The sequence below is a fragment of the Phreatobacter sp. genome (assembly GCF_052440005.1).
Taxonomy (GTDB): domain Bacteria; phylum Pseudomonadota; class Alphaproteobacteria; order Rhizobiales; family Phreatobacteraceae; genus Phreatobacter.
Genome location: NZ_JBQVQL010000103.1, coordinates 1 through 14,461 on the forward strand (window position 1 = coordinate 1; position 14,461 = coordinate 14,461).

General features: G+C 68.9%; 13 protein-coding genes. 11 read left to right on the top strand and 2 right to left on the bottom strand.

The genetic code is table 11. From position 1 onward, the window contains the following. The 11 genes from ACT6XY_RS19510 to ACT6XY_RS19560 form a co-directional block, all read left to right on the top strand. Positions 1-1,386 (top strand): acyl-CoA carboxylase subunit beta (locus ACT6XY_RS19510; protein WP_444749970.1); only part of this gene is annotated, 1,386 nt, incomplete at its 5' end. A 2-nt stretch (positions 1,387-1,388) separates the two neighbouring features. Continuing rightward, a complete protein-coding gene (locus ACT6XY_RS19515) occupies positions 1,389-3,410 on the top strand; it encodes an acetyl/propionyl/methylcrotonyl-CoA carboxylase subunit alpha (protein WP_444749982.1) in 2,022 nt (673 codons plus the stop codon). Positions 3,411-3,420: 10 nt separating this feature from the next. After that, on the top strand, positions 3,421-4,194 hold the full coding sequence (locus ACT6XY_RS19520; RefSeq protein WP_444749971.1) for an enoyl-CoA hydratase/isomerase family protein: 774 nt from the start codon (positions 3,421-3,423) through the stop codon (positions 4,192-4,194). A 53-nt stretch (positions 4,195-4,247) separates the two neighbouring features. After that, positions 4,248-5,114: a 3-keto-5-aminohexanoate cleavage protein gene (locus ACT6XY_RS19525; RefSeq protein WP_444749972.1), complete on the top strand. Its 867-nt coding sequence runs from the start codon at positions 4,248-4,250 to the stop codon at positions 5,112-5,114. Between the two features lie 96 nt (positions 5,115-5,210). Further along, positions 5,211-6,086: a branched-chain amino acid ABC transporter permease gene (locus ACT6XY_RS19530; protein ID WP_444749973.1), complete on the top strand. Its 876-nt coding sequence runs from the start codon at positions 5,211-5,213 to the stop codon at positions 6,084-6,086. A 4-nt stretch (positions 6,087-6,090) separates the two neighbouring features. Continuing rightward, positions 6,091-7,167 carry a branched-chain amino acid ABC transporter permease gene (locus ACT6XY_RS19535; protein ID WP_444749974.1) on the top strand — a complete coding sequence of 359 codons (1,077 nt, stop codon included), beginning with the start codon at positions 6,091-6,093 and terminating at the stop codon, positions 7,165-7,167. Continuing rightward, a complete protein-coding gene (locus tag ACT6XY_RS19540) occupies positions 7,164-7,967 on the top strand; it encodes an ABC transporter ATP-binding protein (RefSeq protein ID WP_444749975.1) in 804 nt (267 codons plus the stop codon). Before ACT6XY_RS19535 ends, ACT6XY_RS19540 begins: the two co-directional genes overlap by 4 nt. Continuing rightward, positions 7,964-8,737: an ABC transporter ATP-binding protein gene (locus tag ACT6XY_RS19545; protein ID WP_444749976.1), complete on the top strand. Its 774-nt coding sequence runs from the start codon at positions 7,964-7,966 to the stop codon at positions 8,735-8,737. Before ACT6XY_RS19540 ends, ACT6XY_RS19545 begins: the two co-directional genes overlap by 4 nt. 60 nt (positions 8,738-8,797) lie before the next feature. Further along, positions 8,798-10,657, top strand: a complete 1,860-nt coding sequence (locus tag ACT6XY_RS19550; RefSeq protein ID WP_444749977.1) for an AMP-dependent synthetase/ligase — start codon at positions 8,798-8,800, stop codon at positions 10,655-10,657. A gap of 106 nt (positions 10,658-10,763) precedes the next feature. Then, positions 10,764-11,948, top strand: a complete 1,185-nt coding sequence (locus tag ACT6XY_RS19555; RefSeq protein ID WP_444749978.1) for an ABC transporter substrate-binding protein — start codon at positions 10,764-10,766, stop codon at positions 11,946-11,948. A gap of 84 nt (positions 11,949-12,032) precedes the next feature. Next, a complete protein-coding gene (locus ACT6XY_RS19560) occupies positions 12,033-13,169 on the top strand; it encodes an acyl-CoA dehydrogenase family protein (RefSeq protein ID WP_444749979.1) in 1,137 nt (378 codons plus the stop codon). Positions 13,170-13,195: 26 nt separating this feature from the next. Here ACT6XY_RS19560 and ACT6XY_RS19565 read toward each other — a convergent pair whose 3' ends face one another. Beyond that, positions 13,196-14,143, bottom strand: coding sequence for a DUF1775 domain-containing protein (locus tag ACT6XY_RS19565; protein WP_444749980.1), 948 nt, complete (start codon positions 14,141-14,143; stop codon positions 13,196-13,198). Positions 14,144-14,157: 14 nt separating this feature from the next. Beyond that, positions 14,158-14,461, bottom strand: a 304-nt coding sequence (locus ACT6XY_RS19570; protein WP_444749981.1) for an energy transducer TonB family protein, incomplete at its 5' end; no start/stop codon positions are given.

Here is a 14,461-nt window from a genome sequence, read left to right on the forward strand (position 1 = left end):
CTCATGGACAGCCCCGACCCCGAGAAGAGCGTGCCCGGCAGCGGCGTCATCGCCGGCATCGGCTTCGTCTCCGGCGTCCGCTGCATGATCTCGGCGTCCGATTCCGGCATCGATGCAGGCGCCCTCCAGCCGATGGGGCTCGAAAAGCAGCTCCGCGTCCAGGAACTGGCGCTGGAGAACCGCCTGCCCTTCATCCAGCTCGTCGAGAGCGCCGGCGCCAACCTGCTGCGCTACCGCGTCGAGCACTTCATCCACGGCGGACAGATCTTCCGCAACCTCGCGCGCCTGTCGGCGGCCGGCCTGCCGGTGGTCACCGTCACCCACGGCTCCTCCACCGCCGGCGGCGCCTACCAGACCGGCCTCTCCGACTACATCGTCATGGTCCGCGGCCGCACCCGCGCCTTCCTCGCCGGACCGCCGCTGCTCAAGGCCGCCACCGGCGAGATCGCTTCGGAAGAGGATCTCGGCGGCGCCGAGATGCACACAACGGTCTCCGGCCTCGGCGACTACCTCGCCGAAGACGACCGCGATGCCCTGCGCCTCGCCCGCGAGATCGTCTCGGCCCTCGACTGGGACCGCGACGCCCCCTCCGGCGAGCGAGAGTTCGCGCCGCCGCTCTACCCGGCAGACGACCTCCTCGGCATCATGCCCGCCGATCTCAAGCGCCCGGTCGACATGCGCGAGGTCATCGCCCGCATCGTCGACGGCTCGAACTTCCTCGCCTTCGGCGAGGCCTACGGGCCGGCCACCGTCTGCGGCCATGCGGCGATCGAGGGCCACTCCGTCGGCATCATCACCAACAACGGCCCGCTCGACCCCGCCGGCGCCAACAAGGCGACCCACTTCATCCAGGCCTGCTGCCAGTCGCAGACGCCGATCCTCTACCTCAACAACACCACCGGCTTCATGGTCGGCCGCGCCTACGAGGAGGCCGGCATGATCAAGCACGGCTCCAAGATGATCCAGGCGGTGACCAGTGCCACCGTGCCGCAGATCACCCTCTATTGCGGCGCCTCCTACGGCGCCGGCAATTACGGCATGTGCGGCCGCGGCTTCCATCCGCGCTTCTGCTTCTCCTGGCCCAACGCCCGCACCGCGGTGATGGGCGCCGAGCAGGCGGCGGAGACCATGGCCATCGTCGCCCGCGCCGGTGCCGCGCGCCGCGGCAAGGAGGCGGACGAGGCGCAGATTGCCGCCATGAAGGCCCAGATCACCGAACTCTTCGAGAGCCAGATGGACGTCTTCACCACCTCGGCCCGCCTGCTCGACGACGGCGTCATCGACCCCCGCGACACCCGCGCCGTGCTCGCCGAGACCCTCGCCATCTGCCGCGAGGCGGCGCGCCGGCAGACCGTGCCCATGCAGTTCTCGGTGGCGAGGCCGTGACCATGACCGTCATCCCGCTCAAGCCCCCACCGGTCGTCGCTACCCCGTTCCGCCGGCTGCTCGTCGCCAATCGCGGCGAGATCGCCCTGCGCATCTTCGCCACCGCACGCGAGATGGGTCTCGAGACCGTCGCCGTCTATTCGAGCGCCGATGCGCGGAGCCGGCATGTCCATGCCGCCGACCGCTCCCTGGAAATCGGTGGGCCACTGCCCGCCGAGTCCTATCTCAACATCCCCGCCATCATCGCGGCGGCGAAGGCGAGCGGGGCGGAGGCGATCCATCCCGGCTACGGCTTCCTCGCCGAGAACGCCTCTTTCGCCCGCGCCTGCCGCGAGGCTGGCATCGTCTTCGTCGGCCCCTCGCCGGACTCCATCGAGGCCATGGGCGACAAGGCCCGCGCCAAGGCCCTGATGCAGGCGGCGGGCGTGCCCGTCGTGCCGGGTTACCAGGGGGACGACCAGTCCGACGAGCGCCTCGCGGCCGAGGCGGAGGCCATCGGCTATCCCGTCATGATCAAGGCGGTGGCGGGCGGTGGCGGCCGCGGCATGCGCCTGGTGCGCGAGGCCGCCCGGTTCGCCGAGGCGCTTCGCAGCGCGCGGTCGGAGGCGGCGAATGCCTTCGGCAACGGGACGGTGCTGCTCGAAAAGGCGATCGAGGCTCCGCGCCACATCGAGATCCAGGTCTTCGGCGACCGCCATGGCAATGCCTGGCACGTCGGCGAGCGCGACTGCTCGATCCAGCGCCGCCATCAGAAGCTGATCGAGGAGGCTCCCTCGCCGGCCGTCTCGCATGACCTGCGCCACCGGATGGGCGAGGTTGCCGTCAAGGCGGTGAAGGCGCTCGGCTACGAGGGCGCCGGCACGCTGGAGTTTCTGCTCGACGGCCGCGGCCAGTTCTACTTCATGGAGATGAACACCCGCCTGCAGGTGGAGCATCGCGTCAGCGAACTGAATGTCGGGCGGGATTTCGTCCGGTGGCAGCTGATGATCGCCGCGGGCGAGGCGATTGCGCAGCACGACGCGCTGGCTCCGGCCTTCGGCCATACGATCGAGGTGCGCCTCTGCGCCGAGGATCCGGCGCAGGATTTCCTGCCGCAGTCGGGCCGCTTCCACACCTGGCCGGAATGTATCGAGCCCTATGCCCGGGTCGACACCGCCATGGCCGTGGGGGCGGAGGTGCCGCCCTATTACGATTCCATGGTCGCCAAGGTGATCGTGCACGAGAACAGCCGAGACGAGGCGCGCGCCAAGCTCATGGCCTGGCTGGACCGCTTCGCAAGCCTGGGGGTCATGACCAACCAGGGCTTCCTGGCGCGGGCCCTCGCGCATCCCGTCTTTGCCGAAGGCCAGGCGACCACCGCCTTCATCGCCGATCATGGCGCCGACCTCGTCCGCCCTGTGCCGCAAGGCCTCCCCGATGCCGTTCTGGCGGCGGCAGTCCTGCATGATGACGAGACGCCCGAGCGCTACCGCTACCGGCCCCGTCATCTTGGGCCACCTTTGCCCATCCGGATGGTCCTGGAGATCGACGGCCGCCGCCACGACGTGGCCGTCCAGCAGGAGCGCAACGGCACCTGCCGCCTCAGCCATGGCGGCACCGACTACGTCATTCGCTTTGACGAGATGCGGCCGGATTATCGCAAGGAAGCGGTCCGGTGCCGGTTCATCCATGACGGCATAGCCGACGAGGTCCCCTATCAGCGAGACGGTGATCGCCTCTTCCTCCAGCGCGGCCCCGACCAGGTCATCGTCCGCGACCTCACCCGCGCTCCGGCCAGCCGCGCCGGCTCGGATGGTTCGGATGGCCGCATCCTTGCCGCCATGAACGGGCGCGTTGTCGCGGTCCATGTCGCGGCTGGTGAGACGGTGTCGGTTGGCCAGCCTGTCGTGACGCTGGAGGCGATGAAGATGGAGCATGTCCACGCCAGCGCCGTCGCCGGCACGGTCGGCGAGGTCGCCGTCACCGCAGGCGAGCAGGTGACCACCGGCCGGCTGCTCGCCGCCATCGCCCTGTCCGCCGGCTGAGGGAAAACCCATGTCAGACGCCGTCCTCACCGCGAAATCCGGCCACGTCCTCACCATCACCATCAACCGGCCGGACAAGCGCAACGCCATGAATGCCGGGGTGGTGGCGGGCATCGCGGCGGGCTGGCGCGCCGCTCATGCCGACGACGATGTCCGCGTCATCGTGCTCACGGGGGCGGGCGACAAGGCCTTCTGTGCGGGGGCGGACCTCGGCGGCGGTCAGAGCTTCTTCCAGGACCTGTCCAAGCCGACCAGCGACTATGCCGATCTCCTGCGCCTCGCCCAGAACGGCACCAAGCCATCCATCGCCCGCGTCAACGGCACCTGCATGGCCGGCGGCATGGGCCTGCTGTGCATGACCGACATGGCGGTGGCGGCCGATGACGTCGTCTTCGGCCTGCCGGAGGTGAAGGTCGGCGTCTTCCCCATGCAGGTGCTGAGCCTGCTGCAGCGCATCGTGCCGCGCCGGCTGGTGGCGGAATGGTGCCTCACCGGCGAGCCCTTCGGACCGGAGGAGGCGCGCGCCGCGGGCCTCGTCAACCACGTCGTGCCGCGCGCCGAGCTGGATGCCAGGGTGGACTGGCTCGTCGGCCGGCTCGTCGACAAGTCACCGACCGCCATCCGCCGCGGCAAATATGCCATGCGCGCCATCGAGGCCATGAGCTTCGACGAGGCGATCGCCTTCACCGAGGGACAGATCGCGCTCACCGCCGCCACCGAGGACGCCAAGGAGGGCATCAAGGCCTTCCAGGAAAAGCGCAAGCCGGTCTGGACCGGGCGATGACGGCAGCGGCTCAACGCAAGACCGCGCCGGTTTCCGGGGGGACCATCGGGGCCATGAGCGACAAGGCCATCATCACCTGCGCCCTCAACGGCGTCCTGACCGATCCGAAGCAGCATTCGGTGCCGGTGACACCGGCGGAGATGGCGGCCGAGGCGCGGCGCGCCTATGAAGCCGGCGCGTCCGTGATGCACATCCACCTGCGCCAGCAGGGCGAGGGCAAGGGCCACCTGCCCTCCTGGGACCCGGCTCTGTCAGCCGAGGTGCAGGCCGCCATCCGCGACACCTGCCCCGGCGTCGTGATCAACCACACCTCCGGCGTGGTGGGCCCCGACTATGCCGGCGCCCTCGCCTGCATCCGCAACACGCGCCCGGAGATCGCCGCCTGCAATGCCGGCTCGCTCAACTATCTGAAGGTCAAGGCCGACGGCACCTGGGCCTGGCCGCCCATGCTCTTCGACAATCCGGTCGAGAAGGTGAAGGCCTATCTCGACGTCATGAAGGGCACCGGCACCCTGCCCGAGTTCGAGTGTTTCGACACCGGCATCGTCCGTGCCGTCGCCATGTATCGCGACACCGGCATGACCACGGCGCCGCTCCAGTACAATTTCGTCATGGGCGTCGAGTCCGGCATGCCCGCCGATCCCGATCTCCTGCCCATCCTGCTGAAGCTCAAGGCGCCGGACGCGAACTGGCAGGTCACCGCCATCGGCCGCGCCGGCATATGGGCCCTGCACCGCCGCTGCGCCGAACTGGGCGGCCACATGCGCACCGGGCTCGAGGACACGTTCTACCGCGCCGACGGCGCCAAGGTCGCCTCGAACGGGCCGCTGATCGAGGAGATCGCCGGCCTCGTCCGCGCCGCCGGCCGCGAGGTGGCGACCGCCGCGGAGGCGCGATCGATTCTGAGGCTTGCGGCCTGAGCCGATTGCGGCAAGGCTTCAAGACGAGACGTGCCTGCGAGCCGGAAAACCGGCCGTGAAAAAAGTCAGAGGAAACGCCGTCCAGGGAGAGGGCAGGTGCAGTTCATCCAGCTGGTGATCAGCGGGCTCGCGCAGGGGTGCATCTACGGCCTCATCGCGCTGGGCTTCGTGCTCATCTACAAGGCCACCGAGACGGTGAACTTCGCCCAGGGCGAGTTGCTGATGATCGGCGGCTTCGCCGGCCTCTTCGCCGCCACAACACTAGGCATGCCCTACTGGGCGGTCATCATCGTCGCGATGGCGGTGACGGCGCTCATCGGCTTCCTCAACGAGCGCATCATCCTCAGGCCCATCCTCGGCCAGTCGGCGGTGGCCATCGTGATGGTCACCATCGGCTTCGGCTACATGGCCCGCGGCCTTGTCACCATGATCCCGGTGATCGGCACCGACACCCACAGCCTCCCGGTGCCCTTCCGCGGCGAGGTCTTCCGCTTCGGCGGCCTGGTCATCTCCGCCGAGCACATCGTCATCATCGCCGTGACCATCGTGCTCTGCGGCCTGCTCGCGGCGCTCTTCCGCTACACCAAGATCGGCATCGCCATGCAGGCCATGAGCCAGAACCAGCTGGCGGCCTACTACATGGGCATTCCGGTGAAGCGGCTCTCCAGCCTCATCTGGGCCATCTCGGCGGCGGTGGCGGCCATCGCCGGCATCCTGCTCGCCCCGCTCACCTTCATCCACGCCAACATGGGCTTCATCGGCATCAAGGCCTTCCCGGCGGCGGTGATCGGCGGCTTCACCTCGCTTCCCGGCGCCATCGTCGGCGGGCTCATTATCGGCGTCGTGGAATCCCTCGCCGGCTTCTACCTCATGGAGGGCTTCAAGGACGCGGCGCCCTTCCTCGTGGTGCTGGCCATGCTCGTGCTCAAGCCGAACGGCCTGTTCGGCGAACGCCTGGCGAAGAAGGTCTGACGCCATGCGCTTCATCTTCAAGACGCGCTACGAGCAGGACATCGAGCTGTTCCAGCACGGCGGCCAGGTCTTCTGGTACGGGCTCCTCATGGCGGTGCTGCTCGTCGCGCCGCTCTTTGTCTCCGCCTATGTGCTGACCCAGCTTTCGCAGGCCTGCATCTACGCCATCGTCGCCCTCGGCCTCATGCTGCTCGCCGGGTTCACCGGCCAGCTCTCCCTCGGCCACGCCGCCTTCATGGCGGTGGGCGCCTATACGCAGGGCGTCTTGGTGACGGCGGGCGTGCCCTTCTTCGTCGGCATCGCCGCAGCCGCGCTGTTCGCGGCGGTCGTCGGCATCATCGTCGGTCTGCCCGCGCTCCGGGTGAAGGGGCTCTATCTCGGCATCGCGACGCTCGCCTTCGGCACCATCATCGAGGAGATCATCGCCCGCGCCGAGCACGTCACCGGCGGCAATGCCGGCCTGATGGTGCCGCCCGTGAGCCTCTTCGGCTGGCGCTTCGCCGACGGGCCGAGCTTCTACTACCTCTGTCTCGCCTTCGCCCTCGCCGCGACGCTCATCGTCATCAACCTCCTGCGCTCGCCCACCGGCCGCGCCTTCGTCGCCATCCGCGATTCCGAGATCTCGGCCCAGTCGATGGGCGTCAACCTCGCCTTCTACAAGACGCTGTCCTTCGCCATCTCCGCCGCCTTCGCCGGCGTCGCGGGCGCGCTCTACGCCCACAACATCCGCTTCCTCTCGCCCGACCAGTTCACCGTGGTGCAGTCCATCGAGCTGGTGATGATGGTGGTCATCGGCGGCCTCGGCTCGGTCCACGGCGCCATCTACGGCGCGGCTTTCCTCATCGCCCTGCCGCAGGTGATCAATGCGGCGAAGCCGATGCTGCCGACCTTCCTCGCCGAGGCCACCGGCCTTCAGCCGACCGTCTTCGGCGCGGTGCTGATCCTCGTCGTCCTGTTCGAGCCGCTCGGCATCTACGGCGCCTGGCTCAAGACCCGCGCCTATTTCGACCTCTTCCCCTTCTACCGGAAGGGCATGTTCCGCCGGCAGAAGGCCTTCCAGAAATCGGATCGGCTGAAATGAGCGCCCCCTTCTTCCAGGCCGACTCCATCGCGGTCCAGTTCGGCGGCCTCAAGGCCGTCGACGGGGTCAGCTTCACCGTCGACAAGGGCGAGGTCTTCACCATCATCGGCCCCAACGGCGCCGGCAAGACCACCGTCTTCAACATCATCAGCCGCATCTACAACCCGACCGCCGGCCGCGTGATGCTGGAGGGCGTGGAGATCACCAAGCTGCCGGCCCACCGGGTCGCCGGCCTCGGCATTGCCCGCACCTTCCAGAACATCGAGCTCTTCGAACACGCCACCGTCCTGCAGAACCTGCTCATCGGCGCCCATGTCCATCGCACCACCAACCCGCTTGCCGAGGCGCTCTTCCTGCCCTCGGTGAAGCGCGCGGAGGTGGCGCTGCGCGAGAAGGTGGAGGAGGTGATCGACCTCCTCGACCTCGCGGTCCACCGTGACGCCACCGTCGCCGGCCTGCCCTACGGCGCTCGCAAGGTGGTCGAGCTGGGACGGGCCCTGTGCACCCGGCCGAAGCTGCTGCTGCTGGACGAGCCCTCGTCCGGCCTCAACGTCGAGGAGACCGAGGACATGGCCTTCTGGATCGAGGACATCACCCGCGACCTCGGCATCACCGTCATCATGGTGGAGCACGACATGACCCTCGTCTCCCGTGTCTCCGACCGGGTCATGGCGATGAACCAGGGCCGCGTCCTCGCCATGGGCTCGCCCTCCGAGGTCCAGCACCACCCGGCCGTCGTCGAGGCCTATATCGGTACGCCCGCGGCCGCCGAGGCCGTGGCGGAAAGGGCGGCGTCATGAGCGAGCCGATCCTCACCCTCGCCAACGTCGAAGCCGCCTACGGGGCGGTGAAGGCCATCCGCGGCGTCTCGCTCTCCGTGCCGAAGGGGGCCATCGTCACCGTCCTTGGCGCCAACGGCGCCGGCAAGACGACCATCCTCAAGACCATCTCCGGCATCCTCGACCCGCAGAAGGGGTCCATCGTCTTCAAGGGCGAGAACATCGAGCGCCGCGACCCCGCAGATATCGTCCGCCGCGGCCTCAGCCAGGCGCCCGAGGGCCGGGAAGTGTTTCCTCTCCTCTCCGTGCGCAACAACCTCCTCATGGGGGCCTACACCCGCTCCGACAGGGACGAGGTCGCCCGCGACATCGAGCGGATGGAACGCTACTTCCCCATCCTGAAGGAACGCTCCGACCAGGATGCGGGGCTGCTCTCCGGGGGCCAGCAGCAGATGCTGTCCATCTCGCGGGCCCTGATGTCGCGGCCGGACCTTCTGCTCCTCGACGAGCCCTCCCTCGGCCTCTCGCCGAAGCTGACCCAGGAGATCTTCGCCATCGTCAAGCGGATCAACCGCGAGGAGGACGTCACCATCCTCCTCGTCGAGCAGAACGCCGCGCTGGCCCTCGCCACCGCCGACTACGGCTACATCCTCGAGCTCGGCCGCATCGTCATGGAGGACAGGGCGTCGGTGCTGGCCGAGAAGGACGACGTGAAGGAGTTCTACCTCGGCCAGAAGGAGGCCGGGGTCCGCGGCGAGCGCCGCTGGAAGAAGAAGAAGATGTGGCGGTGAGGGCGATGCGTGGAGTGGAAGTCCTGGCCGTCATGCCCCTCGCCGCCGAAGGAGGCCGCCATGTTTGACGTCTGGCCCAACCAGGCGATCCGCCCCGCCGTCATCCCGCCGGGCGAGACCGTCTCCGCCGTCTTCGACGCCGCGGTCCGCCAGCGAGGGTCCAAGGTCGCGGTCCGGCAGAAGGAGTTCGGCCTCTGGAAGGAGACGAGCTGGACGGCCATGGGCGGCATTGTGCGCGAGATCGGCATGGGCCTCGTCGCCCTCGGCCTGCAGCCCGGCGACGTCGCCTCCATCCTCGCCAACACCCGGCAGGAGTGGTCCTTTGCCGACTATGCGATCATTGGCGCCGGCGGCGTCTCCAACGGCATCTACCCGACCGACGCCCCGCCCCAGTGCGAATATCTCCTCGCCGATTCCGCCTCCCGCTTCGTCTTCGTCGAGGACGAGGAACAGCTCGACAAGATCCTTGCGGTGCGCGGCGCCCTGCCGGCCCTCCACCGCATTATCGTCATGGAGACCGAGGGCCTGCGCCACTTCTCCGATCAGCAGGTCATGACCCTCGATGCCCTGCGCACCCTCGGCCGCGAGGCCGATGCGGCCGATGCCGGCGAGTGGGGCCGCCGCCTCGCCTCGCGCGGGCCGGAGGATCTCGCCATCCTCGTCTACACCTCCGGCACCACGGGCAAGCCGAAGGGCGCGATGATCACCCATCGCAACATCCTCTCGGCCATCGCCGTCATCTCCAACGAGTCGATCCGCCAGAACGAGGACGACCAGCGTATGGCCTTCCTCCCGCTCTGCCACGTGGCCGAGCGGGTCGGCGGCCAGTTCCTTGCGCTCTATTCCGGCGCCACCCTGAACTTCGTCGAGAATCCCGAGACCGTGCCGGACAACGTGCGCGAGATCGCCCCGACGATCTTCTTCGCCGTGCCGCGCATCTGGGAGAAGTTCTACTCCGGCGTGATGATCCGCCTGAAGGAGGCCACGCCGCTGCAGCGGGCACTCTACGGCTGGGCCATCGACCAGGGTCGCCAGGCGGCGGACCTCCTCATGGAGGGGCGCCCGGTGCCGCTCGCCCTGCGCATGAAGGTGATGCTCGGCCGCTGGCTCGCCCTCGACAACGTGCGCAAGGCGATCGGCATCCATCGCTGCCGCTTCCTCGTCACCGGCGCCGCGCCCATCTCGCCCGACCTCATCCGCTGGTACTTCGCGCTCGGCGTGCCCATGCTCGAGGTCTGGGGCATGACCGAGACCTCGGGCGCCGGCTCCGTCGTGCCGGTGGACAAGGTCAAGCCGGGCACGATCGGCCGTCCCACCAGCGCCATCGAGATGAAGATCGGCCCGGACGGGGAGATCCTCGCCAGGGGCCCGACCATCATCAAGGGCTACCTCAACCAGCCCGAGAAGACGGCCGAGGCCATCCGCGACGGCTGGCTGCACACCGGCGACGTCGGCATGGTCGACAACGAGGGCTTCTTCCGCATCACCGACCGGATGAAGGACATCATCATCACCGCCGGCGGCAAGAACGTCACGCCGTCGGAGATCGAGAACGAGCTGAAGTTCTCGCCCTATGTCACCGACGCGGTCATCATCGGCGACCGGCTGCCCTACCTGACCGCCCTCGTGATGATCGACCAGGAGAACGTCGAGAAGTTCGCCCAGGACAACGACATCCCGTTCTCCAACTATGCGAGCCTGTGCCGGGCCCCCGAGGTCGTCGCGCTGATCCAGTCGGAGGTCGACCGGGTCAACGCCAAGTTCGCCCGCGTCGAGCAGGTGAAGACCTTCCGCCTCATAGACCAGCGCCTCACAGCGGAGGACGAGGAACTGACCCCGACCATGAAGCTGAAGCGCAATCTCGTGCAGAAGAAATATGCCGACCTCATCGCCGGCATGTACCGCAGCGCCGCGGCCTGACCGGCTACCGGCGGTGCGGACTTCGTACTAGCATCCCCTCGAAGGCCGCCCGACCGGCCGATCAGAACAAGCCCCGGCAAACGGGGCCCACCAGACGGAGGAAACGATGAAGTCTTCACTGACCCCATGCCTTGCGCTGGCGGCGACGCTCGTCGCCGGCTCGGCCCTCGCCCAGACCCAGGGCGTCACGGCCAACCAGATCACCCTCGGATCGATCCAGGACCTCTCCGGTCCCATCGCCGCCTACGGCAAGCAGACGCGCGCCGGCCTGCAGATGTATTTCGACGAGCTCAACGCCCGCGGCGGCATCCACGGCCGCCAGGTGCGCCTGATCGTCGAGGACAGCGCCTATGACCCGCGCAAGGCCCTTCTCGGCGCCCAGAAGCTGGTGAATTCCGACCGCATCTTCATGATGATCGGCCATATCGGCACGGCCCAGAACATGGCCGCCATGCCCATCCAGTTCGAGCGCAACGTGCCGAACTTCTTCCCCGTCACGGCGGCGCGCGAGATGTACATGCCGCCGACACCGTTGAAGCTCGCCTTCGCCGCCTCCTATTTCGACCAGGTCCGGACGATGCTGCCGGAGCTGATCAAGGAGAAGAACGCGAAGCGCGTCTGCGTGGTCTACCAGGACGACGAGTTTGGCCTCGAGGTCATGCGCGGCGGCGAGGCGGCCCTCGGGCTCGTCAACCAGACCTACGTCGAGCGCACCACCTACAAGCGCGGCGCCACCGAGTTCTCCTCCCAGGTCGCCCGCATGAAGGCGGCCAACTGTGACCTCGTGCTGATGGGCACCATCATCCGCGAGACGGTGGGCGTGCTCGCCGAGGCCCGCAAGATCGGCCTCGAGGCGACCTTCGTCGCGACGTCGGCGGCCTACACCCACCTGATCCCCGCCCTCGGCGGCCCGGTTGCCAACGGCTTCTACGCCATGATGACCACGGCCCACCCCTATCCGGACGATCCGAGCCCGCAGATCCGCGAATGGGCCGCCCGCTACAAGGCCAAGTTCGGCGAGGACCCGACGGTCTTCTCCGCCTATGGCTGGCAGATCGGCGACGCCTTTACCCAGGCGGCACTGAAGGCCGGGCAGACCCTGACGGTGGAGAGCTTCATGCAGGCCATCGCCACCAACCCGCCGGCCCAGACGCCGTTCGAGCAGCGGCCCTGCAGCATCACCGCGCAGAACCGCCTCTGCAACAACGACGCCCGCCTGTCGCAGGTGCAGAACGGCCGCTGGGTCGTCACCCGTGGCTGGGTGCAGGGGGCGACGCCCTCCACCCACTGACGCGAGCATCATCGGGGCCGCCGGCATCCGTGCCGGCGGCTTTCCTTTTGCGAAAGCGCGACACAACGCGAAGCCGAGGCCAGCATGGCGAGCCCGTTCTATACCGCCGATCACGAGGCGTTCCGCGATCAGGTCCGCCGCTTCGTCGCCCGCGAGATCGAGCCCTTCGCCCATACGTGGGACGAGGCCGAGGGCTTTCCGCGCGAGCTCTACGGCAAGGCGGCGGCCATCGGCCTGATTGGCCTCGGCTTCCCGGAAGAGTATGGCGGCACCCCCGCCGACCGCTTCATGTGGATCATCGCCACCCAGGAACTCGCCCGCCACGGCGCCGGCGGCATCAATGCGAGCCTGATGAGCCACGCCATCGGCACCCCGCCGATCGTGAACGCCGGGTCGGAGGCTCTGAAGGCGCGCGTCCTGCCCGGCATCTTCGCCGGCGAGACCATATCGGCGCTCGCCATCACCGAGCCCGGCGGCGGCTCGGACGTCGCGGGCCTCAAAACCACAGCCCGCCGCGACGGCGACCACTACGTCGTCAACGGCGAGAAGACCTTCATCACCTCGGGAATGCGGGCGGACCTCTACACCGTGGCGGTGCGGACGGGAGGCGAAGGCCCCGGCGGCGTCAGCCTGCTCCTCGTCGAGCGCGACCGCCCCGGCTTCACCCGCACGCCGCTGAAGAAGATGGGCTGGTGGGCCTCCGACACGGCGACGCTGCATTTCGACGACGTGCGCGTGCCGGTCGGCAACCTCCTCGGCGAGGAGGGCGCCGGCTTCAAGATCATCATGCGCAACTTCAACCACGAGCGCCTGACCATGGCGGCCGGCTGCATCGCGCTCGCCCGGGTCTGCCTCGACGAGGCGACGGCCTATGCGAGGCAGCGCGTCACCTTCGGCAAGCCGCTGACCCAGCACCAGGTCATCCGCCACAAGCTCGTCGATATGCACCAGCAGATCGAGGCCTCGCAGGCCTGGCTGGAACTGCTGACCTGGCGGCTCGAGCAGGGCGAGAACCCGGTGGCGGACATCTGCCTCCTGAAGAACCAGGCGACGCAGACCATGGCGCACTGCGCCTCCGAAGGGGTGCAGATCTTCGGCGGCGCCGGCTACATGCGCGGCGCCAAGGTCGAGCGCATCTACCGCGAGGTGAAGGTCAATGCCATCGGCGGCGGCACCGAGGAGATCATGAAGGATCTCGCCAGCCGCCAGATGGGGCTGTAGCGGGGCGCGGAGGCCCCGCCGCCGCATCAGTGGTGGTGATGCTCGCCGGCAGGCGCCGAGCGGGCGCCGAGCCCGCCGACGGCGAGATCCACCTCGACCTTGCCGGCCTTCTCGAACTCCAGGGTCACTTTCACGCTCTGGCCTTCGGTGAGCTGGGTCCGCAGGCCCATGAACATGACGTGCAGCCCGCCCGGCTTCAGCTCCACCGTCTGGCCGGGCGCGATGGCGAGACCATTGCCGAGGGCCCGCATGGTCATGACGCCGTTCTGCGTTGCCATCTCGTGGATCTCGACCCGTTCGGCGAAGGCGGCGCTGCCGCCGACGAGACGGTCGGGTGCGGTACCCGTGTTCGTGACCGTGAGATAGCCGCCGGCGACGCGCGCTCCGCCGGGAGTCGCCCGCGTCCAGGGTTGGGCGATGGTGAGGCTGCCCGCCCGCACGGTCGCGGGCGCGTGGGCCGGCGCTCCGGAGGCGGCGATCCGCAGGACAGGCGCCGGCGAAGCGAGGCGCGCCTGGCTGCCGGCCGCGGGGATCTCCGTCCATCGGTTCTCGCCATTGGCGCAGGTCTGCACCACGGGAAAATAGATCTGGCCGGCTGCCGCCAGCGAGGCGTCCACCTGCCCGACGAAGACGAACTCGTCGTAGTGCTCGTTCGGCAGCGAGCCGCCCGACCAGGATATCGCGGTCACGCCCTCGCGCACCTCGCGTCCGTGGTTGACGTAGGCGCGCTGGTAGGGCCGCACGGTCGTGGCCAGCGACCAGCCCGGCTTCGGCTGCGGCTTCACCGAATGCACGCCCTCGGGGATGGTCACGGAAAGACCCGTGGTCGCCTGTGTCCCGCAGCCGTGCGGCACCCGCAGCACCGCCTTGTAGGAGCCGGGGGCCGTCTCGCCGCGCTCGAGCGTCACATGGGCGAGGGCCGGGGCGGCGGCGGAGGCGGCGAGGAGGAGGCCGGCGGCGAGGGCATGTCTCATGGAATAGTCTCGGCTTATCGGAAGTTGACGGGAACGGTGAGCGGCATGGAGGCCGGGCCGTATTCGGCCGGCAGAGGCGGGAAGGGCGCGGCGCGCCGCACCATGGCGAGGGCGGCCTGGTCGACGGCGCCGTTGCCCGAGGAGGCGGCGAGGCCGACGCCGGCGACCGCGCCCGAGCGCTGGATGGAGAAGCGCACGACGGCGCGGCCCTGCTGTCCCGTTCCGGCGGGCTTGGCGCGGTGCAGCTGGGCCATCACCTGGCCGAGATAGCTCGGCGGCGGCGTCGCGGTGCGGGCGGTGGCCTGGGACGTGACGCCC

Coding starts and splice junctions, on each gene's coding strand:
- ACT6XY_RS19550 (WP_444749977.1), top strand. CDS start 8,798: ATGTTTGACGTCTGGCCCAACCAGGCGATCCGCCCCGCCGTCATCCCG.
- ACT6XY_RS19520 (WP_444749971.1), top strand. CDS start 3,421: ATGTCAGACGCCGTCCTCACCGCGAAATCCGGCCACGTCCTCACCATC.
- ACT6XY_RS19525 (WP_444749972.1), top strand. CDS start 4,248: ATGAGCGACAAGGCCATCATCACCTGCGCCCTCAACGGCGTCCTGACC.
- ACT6XY_RS19515 (WP_444749982.1), top strand. CDS start 1,389: ATGACCGTCATCCCGCTCAAGCCCCCACCGGTCGTCGCTACCCCGTTC.
- ACT6XY_RS19545 (WP_444749976.1), top strand. CDS start 7,964: ATGAGCGAGCCGATCCTCACCCTCGCCAACGTCGAAGCCGCCTACGGG.
- ACT6XY_RS19555 (WP_444749978.1), top strand. CDS start 10,764: ATGAAGTCTTCACTGACCCCATGCCTTGCGCTGGCGGCGACGCTCGTC.
- ACT6XY_RS19540 (WP_444749975.1), top strand. CDS start 7,164: ATGAGCGCCCCCTTCTTCCAGGCCGACTCCATCGCGGTCCAGTTCGGC.
- ACT6XY_RS19565 (WP_444749980.1), bottom strand. CDS start 14,143: ATGAGACATGCCCTCGCCGCCGGCCTCCTCCTCGCCGCCTCCGCCGCC.
- ACT6XY_RS19560 (WP_444749979.1), top strand. CDS start 12,033: ATGGCGAGCCCGTTCTATACCGCCGATCACGAGGCGTTCCGCGATCAG.
- ACT6XY_RS19535 (WP_444749974.1), top strand. CDS start 6,091: ATGCGCTTCATCTTCAAGACGCGCTACGAGCAGGACATCGAGCTGTTC.